The sequence below is a fragment of the Pseudomonas sp. PB103 genome (assembly GCF_009764635.1).
In the GTDB taxonomy this organism is placed as follows: Bacteria; Pseudomonadota; Gammaproteobacteria; order Pseudomonadales; family Pseudomonadaceae; genus Aquipseudomonas.
Map to the genome: position 1 here is coordinate 54,157 of NZ_RWIL01000074.1, position 24,820 is coordinate 78,976.

Below are 24,820 nucleotides of genomic sequence, written 5' to 3' on the forward strand. Positions count from 1 at the left end.
TCTATGCCGCCAATGCTACGATCCCGGCTTTTCAGGCGGTAGACTGCATTTTTGGCAATCACCTTTGCGTAGGAGGCACAAGTGGATTTCAATGGCAGGTCAGGTGAAATGAGCGTGTTCACCACCGTGGCGCAGGAAGGCAGCCTGTCGGCCGCTGCGCGTGCGCTGGGCCTGACACCCTCGGCAGTCAGTCGGATCATCGCGCGCACCGAGCAACGTCTCGGCACCCGCCTGCTGTTGCGCACCACCCGCGCGATCACCTTCACGGCCGAGGGCGAAGCGTTCCTGCGCGGCGCCCGGCGTATCCTCGCCGACATGGACGAGGTCGAAGAAGCCATCGCCGATCAGGGCGTACCCAGAGGGCGATTGCGGGTCAGTGCCGCCCTTGGCCATGGGCGGCTGGCCATCGTCCCTTTGGTCGCAGCGTTCAGCGCCCGTTACCCGAACATCGTCGTCGACCTCACCCTCGGCGACGAAGTGGTCGATATTCTTGGCGGGCAAGCCGACGTCGCAGTCCGCTTTGGCCATCTGCCCGACAGCCCGCTGACCGCACGCAGAATCGGCAACACCGGCCAGGTCGTGGTGGCATCGCCCGAATATCTGCAGCGCCACGGCATCCCTCAGGAACCGCAAGACCTGCTACGGCACAACTGCCTGCGCTTCAACTTTCGCCGTGCCGAACCCAACTGGCCGTTCAGCCGCGATGGCAAAGAGTTTTCCCTGAAGGTCAGCGGCAACATCGAATGCAGCAGTGGTGAAGCGCTGGCACAGCTCGCGCGGGTCGGTGCCGGCATCGCACGTATCGGGGAGTTCAGCGTGAGCGAGGACCTGCAGCGCGGCGAGCTGATTGCGCTGTTGGAGGCATGGAACCCGGGGGATCAGGAACCGATTCATGCGGTGTTCGTCGGCGGCGCGGCGATGCCGGCGCGGGTGCGATTATTCGTGGACTTCTTGCTGGAACACCACCGGATGTCAGCGGACGTGCGAATTAAGTCTTCCGGGGACTCGTGATATTGAACGTATTGAATGGCCGTCGCGACAGCCTGCTTTCGGCCAAGAGCAGATAATCGCGGGCGGCGGCTTACACTCAGAAGCAAATTCCTCGAAGCAGCAAACACATTCTGCAGGTATTCCTCCAATTGCGTACTTTCGCCACGTAGTTGCGTAAAAGTCCAAAGCAGGCACTAACCTCTGCGATTAACGGGGAACTATTCTCGTCCACTAATAGACTGAGCTGCTATTGCGACCATAATGCAAACGTCGCACGCAAACAGTTTTCTACAATAAATGGAGCGCAGAATGGGCCGGGCACACGATGAGTTTGAGTACTGGTGGGGTACGTCCGGATCGTGGGTTGAACCACCGAATGTGCGCCGCAGCGGCACCAGCGGTGTCCAGTTGGTAGTGCAAGATAACAGGACGTTCTTCGTCAAGCGTCAGACCGGCCATCTGTTTCGTAGTCTCCGTTACCCCACTGGCCGCCCCACTGCTCTGCGTGAAGGTATTGCCCTTTCCAGACTTGAGGAACTGGGCGTGAATGCGCCAAAACCGGTGTTTTATGGTGCGAGAAAAGTCCGAGGCACATGGCAAGGTGTTTTGGTTACCGCAGACCTGGGCGGCTTCATCGATCTGGATACCTGGTATAGCCAGGGTTCTGCAAGCATGTTGACGACAGAGCAGCATCAGCAACTTTTCAAGCGTCTGGCGCAAATGCTGGCGCGGATGCACTCGGGCAAATGGCAGCACGGTTGCATGCGTTCCAAACACATCTTCATCAAGGCGTCGATTACTGACACTGACTTCGATTTCGAACTGGCGCTGCTTGACCTGGAAAAATCTCGCGGTCGCGCTACGGCAATGAGTGCGGCGCGTCACGACATTCCCCAACTAAGACGGCATTCTTTCTGGGATGAGTCGCAGTGGCAGCATTTCCTTTCCTGCTACGAGCAAGCCATTGGCAGAGCCATTTGAGATACAGGAAGGTCAGTGCGAAAGCATCAAGATCGATAAGAGGGAAGGCTTGCCAATCAAGCGCTGTACTTATGATGTAACGAGCATGCCAAAGCATTTCATAAGCCAATGGCGGGCTGCGTCCTAACGCCGCAGCTCACCGCTATTGGCAAATCCCGCACAAGCCTTAGAATCCCGCGCGCCTCGCAGTCGCCAGATCGGGTGATCGACGCGCACCTGAAGGCTGGCCACACCTCCTCGACGTGTGTCCGACATAACCGCCCTGCCCGATCGGCAGGCACTTGCCCAACAACACACACGTCGGCCTGGCAATCGCATGCGCAGAGGCGCACGTTCCGCTGTTCGATCTCTAGAGGTTTTTATGTCTCCGCGTTTGCTGGCCATGGCGCTGGCGCCCTTGCTCGGGCTGTTCATTGTTGCGCTGGGCAACGGTTTTCTGTCTTCTCTGACCACCCTTCGTCTCGACGCCGCCGGTGCCTCGACCACGATGATCGGCATCGTCTCATCGGCCTACTTTATTGGCCTGACGCTCGGTGCGGTGTTCAACGACCGCTTGATTCTGCGCATCGGGCACATCCGCGCCTACGGCAGCTTTGCCTCGCTGATCGCCGTGACCATCCTGTTGCAGGGATTGTTCTATGACACTTGGGGCTGGTTCGCCCTGCGCCTGATCAATGGCTGGGCCACGGTGGGTGTGTTTCTGGTGATCGAAAGCTGGCTACTGCTGGCGGGCGACGCAAAGATTCGCGGGCGCTTGCTCGCGCTGTACATGATCGTGTTGTACGGCGCCGGTGTGCTGGGCCAGGCCACGCTGGGGAAAATCACCGGGTTGAGCGACAGCGCACCGTTCATGGTCGCCGGTATGCTCGCGTCGTTGTCAGTGTTGCCGATCGTGATTCTGCCACGCGTTTCGCCGCTGCTCGATCAGGTAGAGCCGCTCAAGCCTCGGCAACTGTTGGGCGTGACGCCGACCGGGCTGGTTGGCTGTTTCGGCTCGGGTGTGACGATCGCGGCGATTTACACCTTGCTGCCGCTGTACCTGCAACGCAGCGGCCTGAATGTCGGCGAAGTCGGCAGCATGATGGCCTGGACGATCCTCGGCGCGATGCTTCTGCAATACCCGGTCGGACGCTGGTCCGATCGCAAGGATCGCTTGCAGGTGCTGACGGTTCTGACGGTGGCGTGCAGTGTTTTATCGCTAGTGATTGTCCTGCTGCCGTTGTCGTCGACGATGCTCGCCGCGATGCTGTTTTTGCTCGGTGGCGGTGTGTTCGCGCTGTATCCGGTTGCCGTCAGCCACGCCGCCGACCGCGCTCCGGCCGAAGCGTTGGTGCCGATGATTCAGGGCTTGCTGCTGATCAACTCGTTGGGTTCGGCGATCAGCCCGATGATGATCTCGCCGGTGATGAACTCGTTCGGCGCCAACGGTCTGTTCTGGGTCTTCGCGCTGGTCAATCTGTGCATGGTCACGTTCTTCCTCTGGCGCCGTGGCAAACGCCCGGTTCCGGCCAATCCTGCGCCTTTTGCCGCGGCGGCCACCTTCTCGCCGACCGGCGCGGAGCTGCGAGTGACCGAAGACTTGCGTCAGGCGGTGCAGGAGCATCCGCCCATGGTCGATGCGTTGAGTGGCGAGCCTGGACCACACTGTGAAAGGCGCTGAGCGCTGCATGTCCTTCTCGCCAACAGGACAATAGGCGCGCCGTGAACAAAGCAAAAAAGCCAGTGCGGCGCTTGTCACACCACACTGGCCGGGTGTTAACGCAGTAACCCGCAATCAGCTACAGATGCAGCGAGCTGCCAGCGTTATTGATCTCAGCGTTTAACGCCAAAACAGTGCGAGAGTTCGGGGAAGCTGCCATCGCGAACCTCCGCTGAAAACTGGCCAACCGCATCGCGGATGACCGCATGGACGTCGGCATAACGTTTAGCGAAACGCGGCACAAAATCACCGCCAAGCCCCAGAATGTCCTCGATCACCAGGACCTGGCCATCGCACGCGGGCGACGCGCCGATGCCAATCGTTGGCACACTGAGCGTTTCGGTCAGTTCGCGGGCGAGCGGCTCTGCCAGCCCTTCCAGCACAAAGCAAAAGGCCCCGGCTTGCTCCATCGCCGTGGCGGCTTCACGGATAGCGTTCGCCGATGAGTCGTCCATGCCCTGGGCGCGGAATCCGCCCATGGTGTTGACGAACTGAGGCATCAAGCCGATATGCGCCATCACCGGGATACCGCGCTCCACCAGAAACTGCACGGTGGGAGCCATGGCCGCGCTGCCTTCCAGTTTGACCGCGGCGACATTGGCTTCCTGCATCAACCGTGCGGCACTGCGAAAGGCCTGGACCGGTGATTCCTGGTAGGAGGCGAACGGCAGATCGGCCACGACGCAGGCTCGGCGTGTCGCCTGAACGACAGCGCGACTGTGTTGAATCGTCTGATCCAGGCTGAAGTGCAGTGTGTTGGGCTGCCCGTAGGCAACCATCGCAGTCGAATCCCCCATCAGGATAACGTCGACGAATTCGTCAACGATCTCAGCGAGCGAGCGATTGTGCGCGGTCAACGAAACGATCTTGCGTTTGCCCTTGCACGCTCTGATGTCCGGCACTGATAGCCGACGGGTTTCACTTGCTGCAGTACTCATGGCGTGAGCTCCTTGCCAATAGCGATGAAGGAAATACCTTTTAAAGCGACGCTGACGCGAGTTCGGCTCTGGGCGAGGTGCCCGTCATCTGGCCAACGAATTCGACGATCAGGTCAAGTGTGTGCTCCGTCTGATCGAGATGCGGAGAGTGTCCGCAATCCATCAGGCAATGCCGGGTGACCACTGCGGGTATCTTTTGCTCAATGGAATCGAGTTGTGCCAGCGTTCCGTATTCGTCCCGATCGCCCTGCAACACCAAGACAGGGCAATCGATATCGGCCAGGCAATGCTCAATATTCCACTCAAGAAAATCATCGGCAGCCCAGACGCTGCTCCACCCCTCAAATACGGCTTTGGGGTCGGGATGAAACAGAGCCAGTTGCCGTTCCAGACTCCCGTCCAGGAACGAATTTCGTGCGGCGGCAATGCCGCTCAATGTGATCGACTCGACGAACACATGCGGCGCGAACAGCACCAGCCCGGCAACAGGAAATCTGCTCGCGTGGAGTAATGCGATGGAGGCGCCATCGCTGTGCCCCACCAGCAGAGGGTTGCGTAACTGCAGTTTCGCCAGCAGTTCAGGCAATACCTGCTGTGCCTCCACATGCATATAGTCTGATCGGCGTGGCAACGCTGCGCGAGACGAATGGCCATAGCCAAAACGGCTGTAAGCGAGCACTCGACGCCCGGTCATGGCTGCCAGTCGATACGGGACACGTCGCCACATCGCAATGCATCCGAGGCCCTCATGCAGCAGGACCAGCGGAGGACGATCGGCATCCCCGTCAATCAGCAAATAGTCAATATCACCACCACTTAGCGAGATCGTCGCCATCATTCACTCTCTACTGCAATTGCCAAATCTGGCTCCGGCGCTGAACCTAGCGCCAGCACCGCGCGGCTACTGAAAATGGCCATCAGCGTCACTAACCCGCCGAACAAGCCTATGGTTGAAGACATCTCCCATACGGACAACAGCAGGCCCACCCCGACCACGGGCACAATCAACCCCAGATAGGCCGCGACGAAAAACGCCGAACTGACTTCCGCCATGCGATCGGCAGGCGACAACATCGTCACCAGGCCCAACCCGCCACGCAGCACCATGCCCGCGCCCATCCCGCCCAGCACCGCGCCACCGAGAAATAACGTCAGGGAGGTAAATTCAAAGGCCAGCCAGACACTGGCCAACGCCACGGGCAGCAGCAATACACCCACTGGGACAACTCGCCGGGGCGCCATGCGCAACACCAGCAACTGGCCGATGGCAGCACTGCAAAACGCCAGGAATACAATGCTGCCGCTCAACAGAATGCCGCTCTGATGCAACCCGACCGCCAGGAAACGACCAGCCAGCGCGGCGAACAGACCGAGAAAGCTGAAGCCGCACAGCACCGACATCGCCACGGCCATAAAGGCCTGCCGCATCTCGCTCGGTATCCGCAGGCGCTGCAACCGTAGCGGCGGACGAGAACCGCCATGGATCACCGTTTCCGGCAGCCAGGGCAACAGCACAGCGGGCAACAGCATCAACAGCAATACGACATAACTGGCGTGGAGCGGTTGCGCCGCCTGCTCTGCCACCCAGCCAGACAGTAGTGCGCCAAAGCCGAGCCCGCCCATGTTGCTCAAGCTGGCGATCAACGCCGCGAGCGACCGATTCCCCAGCAATTCGGCCAGATAGGCCGTGCTGGCGCCCACCATCAACCCGACAGCCATCCCCGATAACAGGCGGCCAACGAACAAGCCGACTAACGTGGGCCAGAGCAAAAAGCTCAGCAGGCTCGCCAGCGTCAATCCGATCCCGAGCCCGAGCACCACGCGTCGGCCGAGCAGATCGGACAGTCGGCCAAATATCAGCAGCTTGAACAGTATCGCCAGTGCGTAGGAGGCAAAGACCAACGTCACCCAGAACGGCGACAAGTCCAGTTGCCTGGCGTAGAGCGGATAAAGAGGCGTCGGCAACGTGCCCACCATCATCACCACTAACAACAGATAAGTGCTGAGCCAGACGGCGCGGTTGAATCGGTGCGAAATGCCCATGAGCCGTTACCAGTCAATCTGTCGAGTATCGAACAGATTGACCCCCAACTGGGCTTTGCCCAAGTACTCCAGACAGTCCATCGGCTTGGCTGGCATGACACTGCAGAAAAACGATTCGCGCAGCAATCGTTCCAGTGGCCGGCTGCGATTCAAGGTGCTCGCACCACAGATCTTCACCGCCGCCATGGCCATCTTCGGCGCCAGTTCACCGATGAAGTATTTGGCCGCATGCACAGCAGCATTCGCCTCGATCGTTCCACGCCGCTCCACAATGAGGGTGCCTGCATGATTGAGCAGCGCGCGCCCGGCTTGCAGCTCCGCTGACAGCCTGCCGACTTCCTGATGGATTGCGCTGGATTCGCGCTGCGAAGGCGTGGCGCGCACGCCTTCGGTGATGTGTTGCAGCAACGCAGTGGCGATCCCGAGATAGACGCCGGTATAGCCGGCAATCATCCAGTGGGGCTCACGTACCAGCTTGAATAAAGACATGCCTTCGACAGCCAGAAACAAACGCTGGCGGGTGAGCAGCACATTCTCGAACGTCATGCTGGCGGTCTGGGTGCCGTTCATGGCAAACCCGTCCCACACCTGTCCGCACTGCACACCTTCGTCGTGGCGTCCGACCACGAAGTGGCTGATCTCGCTATCGCTATCGTTGCCTTCAGGTTTTGCCGTGACAACGATGTAGTCCGCAGCGCCCGCCAACGACACGAACGACTTGCTGCCGTTGAGCAGAAAGCCGCCGGCATGCGCCCGGTAATGGGTCTGGATACCTCGCAAGCGCGCGCCACTGCCCAGCTCCGACGTCGCCGAAGCGAACATCTTGTTGTGCGCGATCACCTCGTCGAATACCCAGGCGCGAAAGGCATCCGCCGCCACTGACAGCGTTTTCCCCGCCGACTCGCACAACGAGCCAAGCGCCACGTTGTGCATGTTGAAGCCCAGCGCCGTCGCCGCGTCATACTGCGCAAGTCGCGCCAGAACCTGGCTGTATTGCAGATAATTCAGACCTGCGCCCCCCGCCTCGCGAGGGATCAGCAAGCCTAAAAGTCCCGACTCCTTGATCAGTTGATAGCTTTCGCGACTGTCCGATTGCTGGTTATCCACCAACGGCGCCAAGTCGACCAACTGGGTACCGATGCGATCTACCAAGGCGAAAATTTCATCGATTTGATCTGGCAAAGCCATAAACGTTGACCTTCTATTTTTTCAGAAGCGCAAAGCGCTCAGTTCTCGACGGGCAAACCAGCCTGGCGCGCAACGCTGATGCGGAGCAGATCGTTCACCCCCGCATAGGTCATTGAAGCCAGTGGGCTGATGAGATCGATCGCGCGACCGGAATCGCCGATGTAAGAGCGCACGCCACCCAACTGAGCGGCCAACTGCGACAGCCGCGTAAAGTCTTCGGAAACCGATATCTTGACCATCGCCGCCTCACCGCTCAGCTGGCGCACAGTCACCCCGGCGTCGATGCGTCGCGCAATGCCGTAGAGCAGTTTTCGCGAGCGATAGAGGTACAGGCTCATGTCAGCCACGTGCCCCGCCACCAGGTGACTGGCGCTCATCGATCGACCGAAGTGGGTGCGCTCCCGGCTCCACGCGACTGTCTGATCGAGCATTCGGCGCATCGGCCCCAGCGCATAACCCATCAACAACGCGCGTTCCCACGTGGTGGTCGCGGTCATGACAGAGAAACCCGCGCCCTCGCCGCCCAGCAGGCTGTGCTCCTCCAGCCGTACGCCGTCAAAGCTCAACACTCCCATCGGCACGCAGGGCAACGCGGTCTTGTCCAGCGGAGCACCGCGCTCCACGCCTGGCGCCGAGAGGTCAACCAGTGCGACGGACAAGTCGAAGGGAGATCGGCCCTTGCCGGTACGGACGAACACCAACGCGTGATCCGCCACCGGGGCGGCGGTGATGAAGCGTTTCTCGCCAGTCAATCGATAGCTACCATCCGCCTGGCGTTGTGCCACGGTTTCCATCGACATCGGATCACTGCCGCCATGTGCCTCGGTCAGCGCGTGACACAACACTGTCTCGCCGTCTTCCAGGCCTGCCAGTTGTCTGCGCTGCTCGGCATTCAGCCAGGCCTGCATCGGCAATTGCATACCAAACAACTGTGACGCCAGCGCATAGCAAAGGGCTGGACTGATGCCGCTCAGGCCCAATCCTTCCACCATCGCCAGCTTGTTGGTCACTGTGCCATCCGAGGCACGCAGCAAGCCGGTCCTGGCGGCCAGCAACCATTGCTCCCGGAAGGTTTTGCCTTCCAGTTCAGGCCGCAACGCCTGCCCTTGCAAGCAACTCTCCTGCACGGTTTGCTCAACTGTTTTGTCTTCGTTTACGAACAGCATGACTCGCCCTCTCTGTTATCTGCACAGACTCAAGCGAGTTCGACCCGGTTGGCTTCAATCACGGCCCACAACGTGGCCGGCGTGCGAAACGAAGCGGCGATGACTTTTTCTTCCGGAAACGCGATGCCGAACTTTCTCTCGACGTCGGTGACGATGGAGATGATGGTCAGAGAGTCCAGCCAGCCCTCCTCCAGCAGAGCCGTATCGGGCAACACGGTAAGGTTTTCACCTTGGTATTGGGTCAGCAGATTTGCCTGGATCAGCAAGCACAGCGCTTCAATGTTATTCATTGCCTATCTCTTCCATGTTTACGCTCAACATGCCCAAAGCACGTCGATCTATTTTGCCGTTGGCCGTCGCGGGCAGCTTTCGCGCCATACGAATGCCATCCGGTTGCATCCTCTTGGGTAATGCACTGTTCAAGCCGCGAAGAATGTCTGCGCGACTGGCACCGGCACTCACCACATGTACCCAGATTTCGGCCTCCGGCGTTGTGCCTTGGCGAACCACGACCGCCGCCGTTTCAATGCCGGGCAACGCCAGTACCGCACTTTCGATGTCGAGCAGATCGATACGGTGACCGCGGCGCTTGACCTGATGATCACGGCGGCCCTGCAAATGAAAACGACCATCGGCCGCCTGATAGCCGATGTCCCCCGTGCCATAGGCCAGCCTTTGCACGCCATCGCGGAAATACACGTTCTTACGGGCATCGCGGCAGATGCCGTCGACCAGATAACCGGCGAACACCGTTGGGCCGGCAACGAAAATCTCGCCCTGCGCAGCCGCGCGACCGTCCTCGCCGATAAGCTCGACTTCTACCCCTTCGATTGCCCAGCCGATTGACGGTAAAACCGTGTCGACACCCGCCAGGCTCACCTGTTCTGCGGTACACACATTGGTCTCGGTGGGGCCATACAGGTTGTAAAACGGCAAGTCGGGGAATGCCGTCAGATAGCGTGCCAGCAGCTGTGGCGGGAATGGTTCACCGGCGTACAACGCAGCGCGCAGAGCCGATGGCCGCGCCTGCTCGATTGCCCCCTGCTGCAACAGCATCTGATACAAGGTCGGGACGGCGTAAAACACCGAGATACGCTGCTCATCCAGCCAACGCGTGACATCGCGAGGAAACATCTTCAAGAAGTCTGGCATCAGGCAAAGACAGGCTCCCGCCAGTGCGGTCGAGAACAGGTCGAAGGTCGTCAGATCGAAGGTGAGTGCCGCTTGTGAGCCCACCCGATCCTCGCAACTCAGAGCCACCGTGCGGGCTGCCCAGGCAGAAAAATGCAAGACGTTGGCGTGGGTCAGGCATACGCCCTTGGGCGAACCGGTACTGCCCGAGGTAAACAAGACATAACCGCCCTCGTCCCCGGCATGTCGTTGCGGTTGCCCTGGCAAGGCAAACAGCAATAGCCCGTCCACTGTGCGAACATCGCCAGCCTGACCATGAATGGCAACCACCCTGGCCGCTGCGGCCTGGCTTGCCGCAGTTGCCAGCAAAAAATCCAGGTCGGCGTTGGCCAACATGCGTGCGCCCCGTTCCGCGGGGTCCTTGATATCCATCGGAGCAACTAATGCGCCCAGCCTCAATGCGGCATAAATGGCCACAACAGCGCTTGCACTTTTGGCGATATAAATGCCTATTCGATCGCCCGGCTGAACGCCTTGCGCCCGCATCAACTCACATAACTTATTAACTGTTCCGTTAAGTTGTTCGTAGCTGAATGTGCCATCTTGCGCTTCCAGTGCCGATCTCTGCGGATAACGCTGTGCAGCCGCAACCAGTGCCTGATCAAGCCGAATACAATCATTGAACACGGTTGGCCTCTACTTCCAAATTGATATGTCCTGTCGTGGCACCAGGGCAATTGGGGTGGCGATAGTAGAAGGATTCTTCCAACCAGAGTGAATGAACAATTTTTATAAACACTATGCGGAAATGGCATACAAGATGGATCTGAAAAACTTACGCTACTTCGTCGAAGTGACGGAGCATGGAAGCTTCTCGAAGGCCTCCCACAATATTCATGTCACGCAACCGGCGCTGAGCAAAGCGGTGCAACAGCTTGAAGAAGAACTGGGCTCGACGCTGCTGGTGCGCAGCCGTCCAGGCGTGCCATCACGTTTGACGCCATCGGGTGAAGTGGTTTTCCACCACGCCAAACGCATACTCAGTCGCAGCAAGCAAATGCTCACCGACGTCAACCTGCTCAATAGCCTCGTCACCGGCGTGCTTAAGCTGGGCCTGCCGCCGTTAGGCAGTACCGATCACATTGCCTTTGTGTTGACCGAGTTTCGGCAGCGCTTCCCGCAAGTGGAACTGCAGTTGCGCGAACAAGGTGGGCAAGCGCTGGAAGACGCTGTGCGCAAGGGCGAAATAGAACTGGCAATCAGCCTGCGCCCGGATGACGAGGAACTCGCGTGGCTGCCGATTTGCGAGGAACCACTGGTTGTCGTCCTGCCGCCGCGCCACCCACTTGCCAGCCGCCATCGGCTGAGTCTGCCCGATCTGGCGCATCACCCATGGGTCCAGTTACAAGGCGCCTCCATTCTCAATCACCGCATCAAGCTCTGTTGCCCTGATCTGGACGTCAGCCGTCTGCAAGTAGCCAAGAGTGACAACCTGGCTTTTTGCCTGTCATTGGTGGCTGCGAATGCGGGCCTTATGGTACTGCCCAGACTTTTGGCGCAACACCATATTCCGCCCGGTGTGGAAATTGTCCCGCTTGAATGCGCCGAACTTCAGTGGCAACTGGTTGCCATCTGGCGCAAGAACTCGCAACTGTCGGTGGCGGCACAACAATGGCTTGAATTGCTGGCCAATCAAGGGGGCAATAACCTGGAATAACATCGTGATCCAACGACCTGCAGGCATTCAGTAAAGTTCGGACTCGATACTTGAATCACGAATGCTTACTCATTGTTTTTCAGGCATACAAAAGGACAATAACCATTTCCTGTTTGAAAGCCCGTCCCTGGGCTTTCGCTAAATTACAGCCACTCAAAAATCCACAGTCGCCGACAACAGATAAGTTCGCGGCGTCGACAGGGTCAACCCCGGTTCACTGTCATCCGAAGCCCCCGCCGAACTCCAGTAACGCTTGTCCAGCACGTTCTCGACATTGGCGCGCAAGGTCACGGTTTTCTCATCGACCTTGAAGGCATAGCGCGTGCCCACATCAAAACGCTCCCAGGCGTCGATTTGCTTCTCGTTGGACTGATCCAGATACTGCGAGCTGGAATAAATTCCGCGCCCGGTCAACGTCAGTCCCTGCACGGTCGGCACGTCCCATTCGGCGCCCAGATTGACGTTGTATTTCGGGGTCGCCGGCGCGCGATTGCCGTCGAACGTGCCGTTGGTGGTCTTGGTCAGTTCGCTGTCGATGAACATCACGCCGCCCAACAGCCGGAAGCCTTTCAACGGCTCGCCAAACACGCTCAGTTCGACCCCGTCGTTCTGGCGTTTGCCGTTGGGGCCGAAGACGCGTGTCGTGGCATTGGTTTCGTAAGCGGGCTGTTTGATCCGGAATACTGCGGCGGTCAGCGCGTAGGCACCCGCGTCGTACTTGGCGCCGACTTCAACCTGGCGACTGATGAACGGCGGGAAGATTTCGTCCTCGTTGATCGAGGTCGAAGGGGCGATCTTGCCTTGGCTGAGGCCTTCCATGTAGTTGGCGTACAGCGACAACTTGTCCGTCGCCTTGAACAGAATGCCGCCCGAGGGCGAGACTTTTTCTTCATCGTAGGCCGTGTCGCCTTTGACGTCATCGCTCCAGTCATCGACTTTCACCCGTTGCCAGCGAGCGCCCAGCGTCAACAGCAGTCGATCGTCGAAGAACCCCAGCGTGTCAGACAACGCCACGCCGCTGAAGCGGTTTTCGGTGTAGACCTTGGCGTCGTAGCGCGTCGGTGTGCCGGGTTTTGCCGTTTCCACCGGCTCATACAGGTTGCTGCGCCCGGTGGCGTAGCGCGCACCGCCATTCTCGAAATCCATGTAGAAATAGCTGGCCGCGAGGTTGACCTCGTGGCTCACCGGCCCGGTATGGAACCAGTTGCGCACACCGGCCGTGGCCGTGCGCACGTTTTCGTCGCGGGTGAAGTCGCGCGGCAGAACGCTGAAATCACCGGCATCGTTGGTCACGGATACGGCGTGGCGCAAGAAGTCATGATTACTTTTGCGCGCACCGACGCCGCCGTACAGCATCACCGAATCACTGACATCGAACTCGGCATTGAGCGTGCCGAAGGTGTCCCGGGTTTTCGCTTGGCTCCACGGTTGCGCGTAGTTGCGATGCACATTGTTCGCGCTCGGCACCTTGGCATTGGCCGCGACTTGCACGCGTTCCTGCGGTGCATCGGTGTCGCGTTCGGTGTGGCCGATATCCGTCGACAGGCGCAGGCGTTCGCCGCGAAAATCCAGGCCGAGCACGGCCATGTCACGGTCGACGCTTTGATGATCCCACTCCGTGTCACCCGACTGTTTGACGCCGTTGAAACGCAAACCGAACTGGTTGTCTTCGCCAAAACGGCGGCCGACGTCCACGGCGCCACCGAGCTGATTATTGGAGGCGTAGTTGGCGGTCAACGAGGTGATCGGCTGGTCGCTGGCGCGCTTGGGCACCACGTTGATCCCCCCACCGACACTGCCCCGTGGCGAAATGCCGTTGATCAACTGGCTCGGGCCTTTGAGGATGTCGACGCGGTCGGCCATCTCCATGTCGATCGTGTAGGTCGGCAACACGCCGTAGAGGCCGTTATAGGCAACGTCGCTGTTGAACAGACTGAAACCACGGATGGTGAACTGCTCATAGCGGCCACCCGCCGGGTTGGTTGCGCGCACTGACGGGTCGCTGCCGATCAGGTCACCCAAGGTGCGCGCCTGCTGATTCTTCACCGCCTCACTGGTGTAAGTGGTCATGCTGAATGGGGTTTCCATGAAGTCCCTGGAGCCCAGCAAACCCTGTGAGCCCCGGCGCGCCACCTGTCCGCCGGCAAACACATCGGCGTCGGTTGTGCCGGTCGCACCGAGAATCGAAGTCGGCGCCAATTGCAGGCTGCTGCCATCGGCCGCGGGAATCAACGTGTAAGCGTGATCACCCACCGGTTGCAATTGCAGACCGCTGCCCGACAACAGCCGAGTGAAGCCCTCTTCCACGCCATATTCACCGGCCAGGCCATTGCTGTTGCGGCCGCTCACCAGGGCCGGATCGACTGACAGATTGACCCCGGCCAACCCGGCAAAACGCGTCAGCGCCGCACTCAGACTGCCGGCGGGCACCTGATAATTGCGCCGGGCGTCATCGGCCCAACTGGATTGCATCAATACCGGGCTGGCACTCAGGCTCAGCACGAAGCTCAACTGCAACAACGGACGCAAACGACTTGGGAATACTGCGGGCATTGGAAGAAGCTCTCGATTTTGTTCACTTACCTGCAATGACCGGTGAGGCGAAGAAAGGGGACAGGCTTCAGACGATATTTTTTCGCGGCGTCAGCGTGACCCAGAAGCGCGTGCGCGAATGCACCTCCAGCGGCAAGCTTGCCGCCAGCAGCGCCAGCACTTTATCGGTGTCGTCGAGACGGAAACTGCCGGTGATGCGCAGGCTTTCCAGGGCCGGCTCCCACCGCAACAGCCCTGAGCGATAACGACTCAACTCGCGCAGGAAGTCGCCCAGAGGCTGGTTTTGCGCCATCAACACGCCGTCGCGCCAGCCGGGCATTTTGGCGTCGAACGCCGAGACCGGGCCGGCACCGGACGCTTGCAGAGTGATCTGTTGCCCTGCATTCAACTGCAGCGCCGGCCCTTGCAACGGTTGCAACTGCACCGCACCGCTGACCACCGAAACGTTGCAGTCACGTTCATTGAGGCGCACACAGAGTTCGCTGCGACTAACGATGATCCGGCCGTAAGCTGCGTTGATCGTCAATGCAGCGCCGCCAGCGACGTTGAGCGCCATTTCGCCGCGCACCAGGGTCAATTGACGACGGGCCAGATCAACGTTCACCGCGCTCGCCGTATTGAGTTGCAAAGTACTGCCGTCGGCCAACCGTGTTCGTGTGTGCTCGCCAGTGCCGGTCTGCAAGTCGGCGCGCCAGACGTCCAAGGGCAATTGGCGACTGACCAGCCACGCCGTCGGCATCAATGCGGCCAGCGCCAGCGCCCGTTTCAGCGCCGCACGCCGCGCCAGGTCCGGGCGATCCAGTGTGGCCATGGCCAATTCTGCGGGCAGACTGGAAAAACGCTGGCGCAACAACTGGATCTTCTGCCAAGCGTTTTCATGGCGGCTATCGCTGTCGCGCCAAGCCTTCAGCCGCACGTGATCCGTTTCACTGGCTTCACCCGATTCAAGCAACGCCAGCCATTGCGCGGCGGCGCGCGCCACTTCGCGTGCTTCCGTATTGGGCGCTACACGCATCATAGATCCAACATCAAGCAATGCTCGTAAGCCTGCGCCATATAACGTTTTATGGTTCGCTCAGAGACCTGCAGGCGCTCAGCGATTTCGCGGTAACCGAGGCCTTCCAGCTGACTCCAGAGAAATGCCCGCCGCACTGGCCGTGGCAAGCCATCGAGCAATTCATCCAACGCTTGCAGAGTTTCCAGCAGCACCCAGCGTTGCTCGGGCGACGGCACGCATTCTTCGGGCAATTGCGCGAGGGCTTCGAGATAGGCTTTTTCCAGGCTGCGGCGCGTGTAGAAATTGCTCAGCAGGCGTTTGCCGACGGTCAACAGGTACGCCCGTGGCTCACGCATGTCGGCAATCGGTTGCGCGCTGCACAGCACACGCACAAAGGTGTCCTGACTCAGGTCGGCCGCATCCCAGGCATTGCCCATGCGCCGCCGCAGCCAGGTTTCCAGCCAGCCTTGATGATCGCGATACAGTTCGTGCAGGTGCTGCGGCGATGGCGTCGCTGCTTCAGTCATCTCAAGAGTCCTGCGCGAAGTCAGTTTCAAATGAGAGTGATTCTATTTAACTTGCGCGCCGACACAAAGCCTTTTTATCCGCTACGGCATTCAAGAGCGCTTTAGCGTCTCGCTCGGTAATTCCTTGAACAACGCCCGATAACTGCTTGAAAACCGTCCCAGATGCCAGAACGACCACTGCATGGCCACCTCGGCAACGGTGGTTTCCGTGGGGCGACGCTTGAGCAGTTCGCGGTGGGCGCTGTTCAACCGGCGCAGACGTAACCAGTGGCTCGGCGTCATGCCGGTGTAGGCCTTGAAGGCCTGTTGCAACTGACGCAATGACACGCCCGCAACCTGCGAGAGTTCGAGCAGATTGAGGGTCTCTTCCGCTGAGTCCGCCGCCCAGTCACCGACGCGTTTCATGATGGCGCGCTCTGCAGTGCGCCGCTGCAAGCCGCCGCCGTCCAGGCACACCCGCGCGTTGTCGAGGATGAACAGACAGTCATCCAATAGCTGCCTGGTTAGACCATCTTTATCAAGCGGATCAACAGCTTGCGACAACTTCGTGAGAGTCGAGCTTAACCAGCGACTGAACAAGGCGTTCTGCCCGCAGTTGAGCTGGGTCATAAACATCCCTTCCAGTTTCGCCACGTCCAGACCGTGCTGGCGAACGAACTCCGGGCCGAACACCACGGCGATTTCCTGGTAGTTCTCCGGGGTGATCCAGATGTTGCGACTGTCTTCATTGAGCAGATAAAGCGCGTTGTCACTGCGATCAAAACAGAACGCCAGCGCCCCCGACGGTGCACTGAAATTCTGCTCGACGCGGGTGTTCATTTGCTCTTCGTAGACCTCGACACCCTGCAGATCCAGATAGCGAATCTGCCCGGCGAAATGGCCTGGCGACATCTGTTGGTAATGCTGTACCCAACCCGGTGTCACGCGAACTTGTTCAGCGACATCGGCGGTGTTGAACGCTTGTACCTGGAGCGGATTGCACGTTGTCATGGGGTGACCTTGCGCACTCTTTTGGTGCGCTTTGGTGCTGCTTAAAGTGGATAGATGGAACTGCAAGGCTCGCCCAAGATAGTCGTCAACGCGCCACAGGGGAAGGGGCGGAAGATGAAACCCGCCCTCCCCGGCGTCTATAAAACCAATAACGAGGTCTTTATGAATGCCCCTTTCGATCAGCTGTTCACGTGGCTGAAAGATCACAAGATTACCGAAGTTGAATGTGTGGTCAGCGACCTGACCGGCATCGCCCGCGGCAAGATCGCACCGACCAACAAGTTCCTGCATGAGCGAGGCATGCGCCTGCCGGAAAGTGTGCTGCTGCAAACGGTAACCGGGGATTTTGTCGACGACGACATCTACTACGACCTGCTCGATCCTGCCGACATCGACATGGTCTGCAAACCAGTGGCTGACGCGGTCTACGTGATTCCATGGGCGATCGAACCGACCGCCATCGTCATCCACGACACCTTCGACAAGTTCGGCAACCCGATCGAACTGTCGCCGCGCAACGTGCTGAAGAAAGTCTTGCAGCTGTACACCGACAAAGGCTGGAAGCCGATTGTTGCGCCGGAAATGGAGTTCTACCTGACCCAACGTTGCGAAGACCCGGATTTGCCGCTGAAGGCACCGCTGGGCCGTTCGGGCCGTGCGGAAAGCGGTCGTCAGTCGTTTTCCATCGATGCCGCCAACGAATTCGATCCGCTGTTCGAAGACGTCTACGACTGGTGCGAACTGCAAGGCCTGGACCTCGACACGCTGATCCACGAAGACGGCCCGGCGCAGATGGAAATCAACTTCCGCCACGGCGACGCGCTGGATCTGGCCGACCAGATCACCGTGTTCAAACGCACCATGCGTGAGGCTGCGCTCAAGCACAACGTTGCCGCGACGTTCATGGCCAAGCCGATCGGCGATGAACCGGGCAGCGCCATGCACATCCACCAGAGCGTGGTCGAGATCGCCACCGGCAAGCCGATCTTTGCCAACGCCGACGGGCAGATGAGCGAACTGTTCCTGCATTACATCGGCGGTTTGCAGAAGTACATCCCGAAAGTGCTGCCGATGTTCGCGCCGAACGTCAACTCGTTCCGCCGTTTCCTGCCGGATACCTCGGCGCCGGTCAACGTCGAATGGGGCGAAGAAAACCGCACCGTCGGCCTGCGTGTGCCGACCTCCAGCCCTGAGGCGATGCGTGTGGAAAACCGCTTGCCGGGCGCGGATGCCAACCCGTATCTGGCGATTGCCGCGAGCCTGCTCTGCGGCTACATCGGCATGGTCGATGGCATCGAGCCGAGCGCCGGGGTACAGGGCCGCGCCTACGAACGCCGCAACCTGCGTTTGCCGATCACCATCGAGGAAGCGCTGACGCAGATGGAAGAGTGCGAAACCGTGGCGAAATACCTCGGCGACAAGTTCGTCCGTGGTTACGTCGCGGTGAAGCGTGCCGAGCATGAAAACTTCAAGCGCGTGATCAGCTCGTGGGAGCGTGAGTTCCTGATGCTCAGCGTTTAATTCAAATTTGCACAAAACCTGTGGGAGCGGGCTTGCCCGCGATGGCGGCGGCACATTCAGCAGTGATGTCGAAGCTGCCGACCTCATCGCGGGCAAGCCCGCTCCCACAGGATTAGCGAACCACCTGAAAAGTCCAATAAATTAGAGGTGTCGATATGCGTCTGTTGAAATCCATGGTTCCCGCCGCTCTGGCCCTGATGTGCAGCGTTGGAGCACACGCCCAGCCCCAGGTCAGCGTCTACAACTGGACCGACTACATCGGCGAAACCACCCTCGCCGACTTCCAGGCAAAAACCGGGATCAAGGTGATCTACGACGTCTTCGACTCCAACGAAACCCTCGAAGGCAAGCTCCTCGCCGGGCGCACCGGGTATGACGTGGTCGTGCCATCCAACCACTTCCTCGCCCGTCAGGTGAAGGCCGGGGCTTTCCTCAAACTGGATCGTTCGCAACTGCCGAACTTCAAAAACCTTGATCCGAAGCTGCTTGAACTGCTGGAGAAAAACGACCCGGGCAACGAGCACTCGGTGCCGTACCTGTGGGGCACCAACGGCATCGGCTACAACGTCGACAAGGTCAAGCAAGTGCTGGGCATCGATCACATCGATTCCTGGGCCGTGCTGTTCGAACCCGAGAATCTGAAAAAACTCACCCAGTGTGGCGTGTCGATGATGGATTCCGCCGACGAAGTCTTCCCTGCGGTGCTCAACTACATGGGCATGGACCCACGCAGCGAAAACCCCGAAGACTACAAAAAAGCCGAAGCGAAACTGCTGAGCATTCGTCCGTACATCACCTATTTCCATTCCTCCAAATACGTCTCGGATCTGGCCAACGGTGACATCTGCGTAGCCTTCGGCTATTCCGGTGACGTGTTCCAGGCCGCCAACCGCGCCAAGGAAGCCAAGAACGGCGTGAACATCGCCTACGCCATCCCGAAAGAAGGCGCCAACCTGTGGTTCGACCTGCTGGCGATTCCCGCCGACGCGAGTAACACCAAAGAAGCGCACGCCTTCATTAATTACCTGCTCGATCCGCAAGTGATTGCCAAGGTCAGCGCGTCGGTCGGTTATGCCAACCCGAACCCGGCCGCCAAGCAGTACATGGATCAGGCGCTGGTCAACAACCCTGAGGTGTATCCGCCGCAGGAAGTGCTCGACAAGCTCTACATCTCTACCACCCCGCCTCAAGCGATCATGCGTCTGATGACCCGGTCCTGGAGCAAAGTGAAGTCGAACAAATGAATCAGTACACCGAAGAACACGCCCGCTCCTACTACGCAGCTTCAGCGCGGGCGACCACGGCCTATCCGCAACTGGAAGGTGAGCTGAGCGCCGATGTCTGCGTGATCGGCGGCGGGTTCACCGGGGTCAACACGGCCATTGAACTGGCACAGCGCGGGCTTTCGGTGATTCTGATCGAAGGCCGGCGCATCGGCTGGGGCGCCAGCGGGCGCAACGGCGGGCAGTTGATTCGTGGCATTGGCCATGACGTCGACGGCTTCGCCAAGTATGTCGGCCAGGACGGCGTGCGTTACTTGCAGCGCGCCGGCATCGACTCGGTGGAACTGGTGCGCCAGCGCATCGGCGACCACGGCATCGAGTGCGACCTGCGTTGGGGCTTCTGCGATCTGGCCAACACCTCTGCGCAGTTCGATGCATTCAAGGAAGAACTGGTCGACCTCGCCGAACTCGGTTATGCCCACGCAACCCGCCTGATCGGCCCGGAGCAGATCCGCCAGCAAGTGGTCAACTCCGAGATCTATGCCGGTGGGCTGGTGGACATGGGTTCCGGGCATCTGCATCCGCTGGATCTGGTGCAAGGCGAAGCGCGGCTGGCGGCCTCCCTTGGCGTGCGGATCTTCGAGCAAAGTCAGGTGCTGGAAATCATCCATGGCGCGACGGTGCAAGTGCGCTGCGCCCATGGCACGGTGCGTGCCGGTAGCCTGGTGCTCGGCTGCAATGCGCATCTGGATGAACTCGAACAACAACTCAGTGGCAAAGTGCTGCCGGCCGGCAGTTACATCATTGCCACCGAACCGTTGTCGGAGGAGCGCGCCGCGCAACTGATCCCGCAGAATCTGGCGGTGTGCGACCAGAAAGTCGGCCTCGATTATTACCGGCTCTCGGCTGACCGGCGCTTGTTGTTCGGCGGTGCCTGCCATTATTCCGGGCGCGATCCTGCGGACATCGCTGCGTACATGCGGCCGAAGATGCTCAAGGTCTTCCCGCAATTGGCAGACGTGCGCATCGATTACCAGTGGGGCGGCAAGATCGGCATCACCGCCAACCGTTTCCCGCAGGTCGGGCGGCTCAAGCAGCATCCGAATGTGTTTTATGCGCAGGGCTACTCCGGCCATGGCCTGAACGTCACCCACTGGTGCGCGAAACTGCTCGGCGAAGCGATTCATGCCGGGCACAGCCAAGGCCTGGACGTGTTCAGCGGCGTGCCGCACATGACCTTCCCTGGCGGTCCGGCGCTACGCTCGCCCCTGCTGGCGCTGGGCATGTTCTGGTACCGCCTGCGCGAAATCCTCGGCTAACCCCCTACCCAATCTGATCGTTCCCACGCTCCGCGTGGGAATGCCTCAAGGGACGCTCTGCGTCCAGTGACGCGGAGCGTCACGGGCTGCGTTCCCACGCGGAGCGTGGGAACGATCAATTCGCAGTGCATGGGGTATACAGATTTGCTCTATCGCCAAGCACTTCTATATTGATGAGGTGCTTTTGCGTTCCTGACGCTCAGTGCCCAATCAATCGAGGAGGACATGGATGAAGTCGTCAGCCACCGACGAGCCGCGAGCACCAGGCCAGGCCCCCATCAAAACCCGCCGCTTCGGCATTTCACTGGTCTGGATCGTGCCGATCGTGGCCGTGCTGGTGGGCATCTCGCTGGTTGTGCACAACATCCTCCAGGAAGGCCCGACCATCGTGGTCACCTTCAAGACTGGCAGCGGGCTGACGGCGAACAAAACCGAGGTCAAGTACCGCAACGTGGTCGTCGGCCAGGTCACGGATGTCGACTTGAGCGACGACCAGAAAAGCGTCAACGCCACCATCAAGCTGGCCAAGCAGGCCGAAACCTTCACCCGCGAAGACTCGCAGTTCTGGGTCGTGCGCCCACGGATCGGTGCTGGCGGTGTTTCCGGCATCGACACCCTGCTCTCCGGTGACTACATCGGTGCCGACATCGGCCAGTCCAATGCCCGCGCGAAAAACTTCAAAGGCCTCGAAAACCCGCCACCGATTACCTACGGCGAACCCGGCAAGCGTTTTATGCTGCACGCCCCGGACCTGGGCTCACTGGACATCGGCTCGCCGGTTTACTACCGCAAGATCCCGGTCGGCCAGGTCGTTACTTACGCCCTCGACCCGGATGGCAAGGGCGTCAATATCGAAGTGTTCATCCACGCGCCAAACGATGCCTTTGTCACCGAAAACACCCGTTTCTGGAACGCCAGCGGCATTGATATCAATGTCGGCGCCAACGGTTTTGCCGTGAAAACCGAGTCGTTATCGACCTTGCTGGTCGGCGGTATTGCCTTCCGCGCCCCCGATTACAGCCCCAACGACGTTGCCGCCGCCGACGACAAGGATTTCGATTTGTTCGCCGACCAGCAAACCGCCCTCGCCCCGCCCAACGGCAAGGCGCAATACCTGAGTTTGCGCTTCGATCAAGCCATGCGCGGGCTGAAGGTCGATGCCCCGGTCGAGTTCCTCGGCATGGAAATTGGTCGAGTGGTCGCAATCAATCTTGATTTCGACCCGCAAAAACGCAGTTTCCCGGTCAACGTCGGCATTGTCATCTATCCGCAGCGCCTCGGTCTGGCCTATAAAAAAATGCTCACCACCTTCAAGCACGATCCAAACGACGAAGCCGCCGGCATACGCCTGATGGGCACTTTCATCGACAATGGCCTGCGGGCCCAGGCCCGCAGCGGCAACCTGCTTACCGGGCAGTTGTACATCGCCCTGGACTTCTTTCCGAAAGCCGAAAAAGTGGCGTTTGATCCGACCCAGCGTCCGGTGGTGATCCCGACCGTTCCGGGCAGCCTCGAACAGTTGCAGGAAAAACTCGAAGCCGTGGTCGACAAGCTCAACAAGCTGCCGGTTGATCGCATTGCCAGCAACCTCGACAGCAACCTGGTCGAACTGCGCAAAGGCCTGGCCCAATTCAACGCGAAGACCTTGCCGGGCGTGCAGAACACCCTTGCCGACGTCAGCAAAACCCTGCAGTCCGCCAGTTCGACCCTGGCCGAAGATTCACCGCAACGCGAGAAGCTCACCGAGACCCTCGACGAACTCGGCCGCATGTCGCGCTCCCTGCGTGAACTCTCGGATTACCTCGGTCGCCATCCGGAATCGCTGATTCGCGGTCGCCCAGACAACGCAGCGCCACTGGACCTGAAAGGACCGCCACGCAATTGAGCACAGGAGCTACCCCATGGCTTTACCGCTGAAGATCACCGTGCTCGCTGCGTTCATGTTGTTGGGCGCCTGCCGCAGCGACCCGATCAGCTTTCACACGCTGACCCCGGTGCAACTGGGCAGCACCCGCTCCGGGGTGCAAATCCCGATTGAAGGCATCAGCGTGCCGCCGCAGGTCGACCGCCCGCAAATCGTCATTCGTCAGGGCAACAGTGGCCTGGCGATTCTTGAAACCCAATGGTGGGGCGCGAGTCTGGCGGATGAATTGCGCAGTGCGTTGACCGATCAATTGAATAACAGCAGCGGCCGCGGCAACGTCTCGGTGCGCATCGACGTCCAGCGCTTCGACTCGATTCCCGGCCAGTACGCGCTGATCGATGCGAAATGGCGGCTGCGCCCGCTGGGCGATACCGACAGCGAACTGGTCACGTGCCGTTCGACCTTGCAGACCCCGTCGGGGCCGAGCATCGATGAACTGGTGACGGCTCAGCAGAACAACGTCAAACGCCTCGCGGCGCTGATCAGTCAGGCCGCCGGTAATCCGCGCGCTTGCCCGCCCTCCTCCTGAGCCAGGGTCACGGTAAAAATACAACCGTTAGGCTCGCGGGTCGTCAGTTGTACCCGCCACTGTTGCTGGTTGCAGATTCGCTGCACCAGCGACAGTCCGAGACCAAGCCCTTCCCCACGTTGTTCATCGCCGCGCACGAAGGGCTGAAACATCGCGTGGTGTTGCTCCTCGGGAATGCCGATGCCACTGTCCTCGACCACAAAACTGTCGTCACGCAGGGTCAAGCGAACAAAGCCGTGGTCGGTGTAGTGCCAGGCGTTGCGCAACAGATTACCCAGCACCGACTGCAAGAACGTCAGGTTGTAGCGCGTCGTGCAATCCAACTGCTCAACGTAGATAAACTCCAGGCCTTTTTCGCGGATCAACCGCCCCCAGACTTCTACCTGGGCATCCGCCACTTCCTTGAGCGTTACCGACGACTGCACGGATACTTCATCAGGCTTTCGCGCGAGCATCAGGAAGGTTTCAACCAACTGGCGCATTTCACTGCTGGCGCGGGCAATGCGATTGACCTGCGCCGTTGAACGCGCATCCAGTGACGGGTTGGCCGACAGCAGTTCGCAAGAGCTGCCGAGCACCATCAGCGGTGTGCGCAGTTCATGGCTGACGTCGCTGGTGAAGAGTTTTTCGCGGCTCAGGGTGGCTCGCAGGCGACCAAGGGTCTCATCGAACGAGAGCGCCAGTTCGCCAACTTCATCAGCGGCGTAATCCGGGTGCAGGGGTGGCGCCAGTTCGATGAGCTGATCGCGGTGGCGCACCTGTCGCGCCAGGCGGATCACCGGCGCCATCACCCGGCGCGCCAGCAACCGGCCGAGCACAATCGCCAATAGAATGCTGAGGATGAAACCGACAATCACCACGATGAACAACAAGTGTTCACGCTGTTCGAGACTGCCCTGGTCACGCAGCAGCACGTACTTGCGCCCGGCCACCGATTCGACCATCGCGTAGAAGTCTTCACCGTGGAACTTGATCTCCTGAAAGCCCAGTGGCAGCGCCGCCAATTGCGTGGTTAGCGTCAGCGGGGGCTTGGCGCCTTCAGCGAAAAACAACTCGCTCTTTTCCGGCTTGTGGCTCCAGTGGCTGATGTCTTCCATCGCCAGCAGCCGGTGCAGGCCACCGCTCAACGTGGTGGTGGTCAATTTTCGCTCGACCACATGCACGGTGGCGACGATCCCCAACGCAAATACCCCGGCGACGAAGGCACTCATCAGGGCGAACACGATCACGATCCGCGTCGTCAGGCTGTGCTTGAGATCCATTCGTTCAGTCGGCTCCTATCGGGTTGTCTGGCGTGAGGGCAACAATAGAACAGCGCAACGCCGTTGTCCGCCACAACCGAGCTTCGCCGCAACCCCTGCGCGTTGTTAAGACCTGCGCCAAA

21 protein-coding genes are annotated in these 24,820 nt (G+C 59.8%); 9 read left to right on the forward strand and 12 right to left on the reverse strand.

The window, feature by feature from the left end:
* Positions 1-81: 81 nt before the first annotated feature.
* From EJA70_RS13910 to EJA70_RS13920, 3 genes are all read left to right on the forward strand, one after another.
* Complete coding sequence (locus tag EJA70_RS13910; protein WP_008077370.1) at positions 82-1,011, forward strand: LysR family transcriptional regulator; 930 nt, start codon at positions 82-84, stop codon at positions 1,009-1,011.
* Between the two features lie 288 nt (positions 1,012-1,299).
* Complete coding sequence (locus EJA70_RS13915) at positions 1,300-1,971, forward strand: lipopolysaccharide kinase InaA family protein (protein ID WP_158831416.1); 672 nt, start codon at positions 1,300-1,302, stop codon at positions 1,969-1,971.
* Positions 1,972-2,287: 316 nt separating this feature from the next.
* The gene (locus EJA70_RS13920; RefSeq protein WP_371924577.1) at positions 2,288-3,631 is read left to right on the forward strand and encodes an MFS transporter; all 1,344 of its coding nucleotides are present in this window, start codon (positions 2,288-2,290) and stop codon (positions 3,629-3,631) included.
* A gap of 152 nt (positions 3,632-3,783) precedes the next feature.
* Here the strand turns inward: EJA70_RS13920 and panB are convergent, their stop codons facing one another.
* Genes panB through EJA70_RS13955 form a run of 7 tightly spaced genes read right to left on the reverse strand, consistent with a single transcriptional unit; the run spans position 3,784 to position 10,823 of the window.
* Entirely contained in the window at positions 3,784-4,608 is an 825-nt protein-coding gene (panB, locus tag EJA70_RS13925) for a 3-methyl-2-oxobutanoate hydroxymethyltransferase (protein ID WP_158831420.1), read from the reverse strand.
* Between the two features lie 40 nt (positions 4,609-4,648).
* Complete coding sequence (locus tag EJA70_RS13930) at positions 4,649-5,446, reverse strand: alpha/beta fold hydrolase (RefSeq protein WP_158831422.1); 798 nt, start codon at positions 5,444-5,446, stop codon at positions 4,649-4,651.
* Positions 5,443-6,651 carry an MFS transporter gene (locus tag EJA70_RS13935; protein ID WP_158831424.1) on the reverse strand — a complete coding sequence of 403 codons (1,209 nt, stop codon included), beginning with the start codon at positions 6,649-6,651 and terminating at the stop codon, positions 5,443-5,445. The genes EJA70_RS13930 and EJA70_RS13935 overlap by 4 nt, the downstream gene beginning before the upstream one ends.
* Before the next feature lie 6 nt (positions 6,652-6,657).
* Positions 6,658-7,839 (reverse strand): acyl-CoA dehydrogenase family protein, encoded by a 1,182-nt coding sequence (locus EJA70_RS13940; RefSeq protein WP_158831426.1) that lies wholly within the window; start codon positions 7,837-7,839, stop codon positions 6,658-6,660.
* 38 nt (positions 7,840-7,877) lie between these two features.
* Positions 7,878-9,005 (reverse strand): acyl-CoA dehydrogenase family protein, encoded by a 1,128-nt coding sequence (locus EJA70_RS13945; RefSeq protein WP_158831428.1) that lies wholly within the window; start codon positions 9,003-9,005, stop codon positions 7,878-7,880.
* A 29-nt stretch (positions 9,006-9,034) separates the two neighbouring features.
* The gene (locus tag EJA70_RS13950; protein ID WP_158831430.1) at positions 9,035-9,295 is read right to left on the reverse strand and encodes an acyl carrier protein; all 261 of its coding nucleotides are present in this window, start codon (positions 9,293-9,295) and stop codon (positions 9,035-9,037) included.
* The gene (locus EJA70_RS13955; RefSeq protein WP_158831432.1) at positions 9,288-10,823 is read right to left on the reverse strand and encodes an AMP-binding protein; all 1,536 of its coding nucleotides are present in this window, start codon (positions 10,821-10,823) and stop codon (positions 9,288-9,290) included. The genes EJA70_RS13950 and EJA70_RS13955 overlap by 8 nt, the downstream gene beginning before the upstream one ends.
* A gap of 133 nt (positions 10,824-10,956) precedes the next feature.
* Between EJA70_RS13955 and EJA70_RS13960 the strand changes: the two genes are divergently transcribed.
* Entirely contained in the window at positions 10,957-11,853 is an 897-nt protein-coding gene (locus EJA70_RS13960; RefSeq protein WP_158831434.1) for a LysR family transcriptional regulator, read from the forward strand.
* Positions 11,854-12,006: 153 nt separating this feature from the next.
* On the opposite strand, the gene EJA70_RS13965 is transcribed toward EJA70_RS13960, so the two are convergent.
* The 4 genes from EJA70_RS13965 to EJA70_RS13980 all read right to left on the reverse strand — a co-directional run bounded on the left by EJA70_RS13965 (position 12,007) and on the right by EJA70_RS13980 (position 16,920).
* Positions 12,007-14,406: a TonB-dependent receptor gene (locus tag EJA70_RS13965; protein ID WP_158831436.1), complete on the reverse strand. Its 2,400-nt coding sequence runs from the start codon at positions 14,404-14,406 to the stop codon at positions 12,007-12,009.
* Positions 14,407-14,473: 67 nt separating this feature from the next.
* The gene (locus EJA70_RS13970; RefSeq protein WP_178116860.1) at positions 14,474-15,424 is read right to left on the reverse strand and encodes a FecR domain-containing protein; all 951 of its coding nucleotides are present in this window, start codon (positions 15,422-15,424) and stop codon (positions 14,474-14,476) included.
* Positions 15,421-15,930: a sigma-70 family RNA polymerase sigma factor gene (locus EJA70_RS13975; RefSeq protein ID WP_008086001.1), complete on the reverse strand. Its 510-nt coding sequence runs from the start codon at positions 15,928-15,930 to the stop codon at positions 15,421-15,423. The genes EJA70_RS13970 and EJA70_RS13975 overlap by 4 nt, the downstream gene beginning before the upstream one ends.
* A gap of 90 nt (positions 15,931-16,020) precedes the next feature.
* Complete coding sequence (locus EJA70_RS13980; RefSeq protein WP_158831440.1) at positions 16,021-16,920, reverse strand: helix-turn-helix domain-containing protein; 900 nt, start codon at positions 16,918-16,920, stop codon at positions 16,021-16,023.
* Between the two features lie 162 nt (positions 16,921-17,082).
* Between EJA70_RS13980 and EJA70_RS13985 the strand changes: the two genes are divergently transcribed.
* The 5 genes from EJA70_RS13985 (at position 17,083) to EJA70_RS14005 (ending at position 23,436) form a co-directional block, all read left to right on the forward strand.
* Positions 17,083-18,441: a glutamine synthetase family protein gene (locus EJA70_RS13985; RefSeq protein ID WP_158831442.1), complete on the forward strand. Its 1,359-nt coding sequence runs from the start codon at positions 17,083-17,085 to the stop codon at positions 18,439-18,441.
* 155 nt (positions 18,442-18,596) lie between these two features.
* On the forward strand, positions 18,597-19,685 hold the full coding sequence (locus EJA70_RS13990) for a polyamine ABC transporter substrate-binding protein (RefSeq protein WP_158831444.1): 1,089 nt from the start codon (positions 18,597-18,599) through the stop codon (positions 19,683-19,685).
* Entirely contained in the window at positions 19,682-20,983 is a 1,302-nt protein-coding gene (locus EJA70_RS13995; RefSeq protein ID WP_158831446.1) for an FAD-binding oxidoreductase, read from the forward strand. Before EJA70_RS13990 ends, EJA70_RS13995 begins: the two co-directional genes overlap by 4 nt.
* Positions 20,984-21,212: 229 nt before the next feature.
* Positions 21,213-22,868, forward strand: coding sequence for an intermembrane transport protein PqiB (locus EJA70_RS14000; protein WP_158831448.1), 1,656 nt, complete (start codon positions 21,213-21,215; stop codon positions 22,866-22,868).
* Positions 22,869-22,884: 16 nt separating this feature from the next.
* Complete coding sequence (locus EJA70_RS14005) at positions 22,885-23,436, forward strand: membrane integrity-associated transporter subunit PqiC (protein ID WP_158831450.1); 552 nt, start codon at positions 22,885-22,887, stop codon at positions 23,434-23,436.
* Here the strand turns inward: EJA70_RS14005 and EJA70_RS14010 are convergent.
* Complete coding sequence (locus tag EJA70_RS14010) at positions 23,394-24,698, reverse strand: HAMP domain-containing sensor histidine kinase (protein WP_158831452.1); 1,305 nt, start codon at positions 24,696-24,698, stop codon at positions 23,394-23,396. The two genes, EJA70_RS14005 and EJA70_RS14010, sit on opposite strands and share 43 nt — an antisense overlap.
* Between the last annotated feature and the right edge of the window lie 122 nt (positions 24,699-24,820).

Excerpts from the sequence above, each read along its gene's own strand:
- EJA70_RS13915 (WP_158831416.1), top strand. The coding sequence starts at position 1,300 with ATGGGCCGGGCACACGATGAGTTTGAGTACTGGTGGGGTACGTCCGGA.
- EJA70_RS13920 (WP_371924577.1), top strand. The coding sequence starts at position 2,288 with ATGCGCAGAGGCGCACGTTCCGCTGTTCGATCTCTAGAGGTTTTTATG.
- panB (WP_158831420.1), bottom strand. The coding sequence starts at position 4,608 with ATGAGTACTGCAGCAAGTGAAACCCGTCGGCTATCAGTGCCGGACATC.
- EJA70_RS13930 (WP_158831422.1), bottom strand. The coding sequence starts at position 5,446 with ATGATGGCGACGATCTCGCTAAGTGGTGGTGATATTGACTATTTGCTG.
- EJA70_RS13935 (WP_158831424.1), bottom strand. The coding sequence starts at position 6,651 with ATGGGCATTTCGCACCGATTCAACCGCGCCGTCTGGCTCAGCACTTAT.
- EJA70_RS13940 (WP_158831426.1), bottom strand. The coding sequence starts at position 7,839 with ATGGCTTTGCCAGATCAAATCGATGAAATTTTCGCCTTGGTAGATCGC.
- EJA70_RS13945 (WP_158831428.1), bottom strand. The coding sequence starts at position 9,005 with ATGCTGTTCGTAAACGAAGACAAAACAGTTGAGCAAACCGTGCAGGAG.
- EJA70_RS13950 (WP_158831430.1), bottom strand. The coding sequence starts at position 9,295 with ATGAATAACATTGAAGCGCTGTGCTTGCTGATCCAGGCAAATCTGCTG.
- EJA70_RS13960 (WP_158831434.1), top strand. The coding sequence starts at position 10,957 with ATGGATCTGAAAAACTTACGCTACTTCGTCGAAGTGACGGAGCATGGA.
- EJA70_RS13965 (WP_158831436.1), bottom strand. The coding sequence starts at position 14,406 with ATGCCCGCAGTATTCCCAAGTCGTTTGCGTCCGTTGTTGCAGTTGAGC.
- EJA70_RS13970 (WP_178116860.1), bottom strand. The coding sequence starts at position 15,424 with ATGATGCGTGTAGCGCCCAATACGGAAGCACGCGAAGTGGCGCGCGCC.
- EJA70_RS13975 (WP_008086001.1), bottom strand. The coding sequence starts at position 15,930 with ATGACTGAAGCAGCGACGCCATCGCCGCAGCACCTGCACGAACTGTAT.
- EJA70_RS13980 (WP_158831440.1), bottom strand. The coding sequence starts at position 16,920 with ATGACAACGTGCAATCCGCTCCAGGTACAAGCGTTCAACACCGCCGAT.
- EJA70_RS13985 (WP_158831442.1), top strand. The coding sequence starts at position 17,083 with ATGAATGCCCCTTTCGATCAGCTGTTCACGTGGCTGAAAGATCACAAG.
- EJA70_RS13990 (WP_158831444.1), top strand. The coding sequence starts at position 18,597 with ATGCGTCTGTTGAAATCCATGGTTCCCGCCGCTCTGGCCCTGATGTGC.
- EJA70_RS13995 (WP_158831446.1), top strand. The coding sequence starts at position 19,682 with ATGAATCAGTACACCGAAGAACACGCCCGCTCCTACTACGCAGCTTCA.
- EJA70_RS14000 (WP_158831448.1), top strand. The coding sequence starts at position 21,213 with ATGAAGTCGTCAGCCACCGACGAGCCGCGAGCACCAGGCCAGGCCCCC.
- EJA70_RS14005 (WP_158831450.1), top strand. The coding sequence starts at position 22,885 with ATGGCTTTACCGCTGAAGATCACCGTGCTCGCTGCGTTCATGTTGTTG.
- EJA70_RS14010 (WP_158831452.1), bottom strand. The coding sequence starts at position 24,698 with ATGGATCTCAAGCACAGCCTGACGACGCGGATCGTGATCGTGTTCGCC.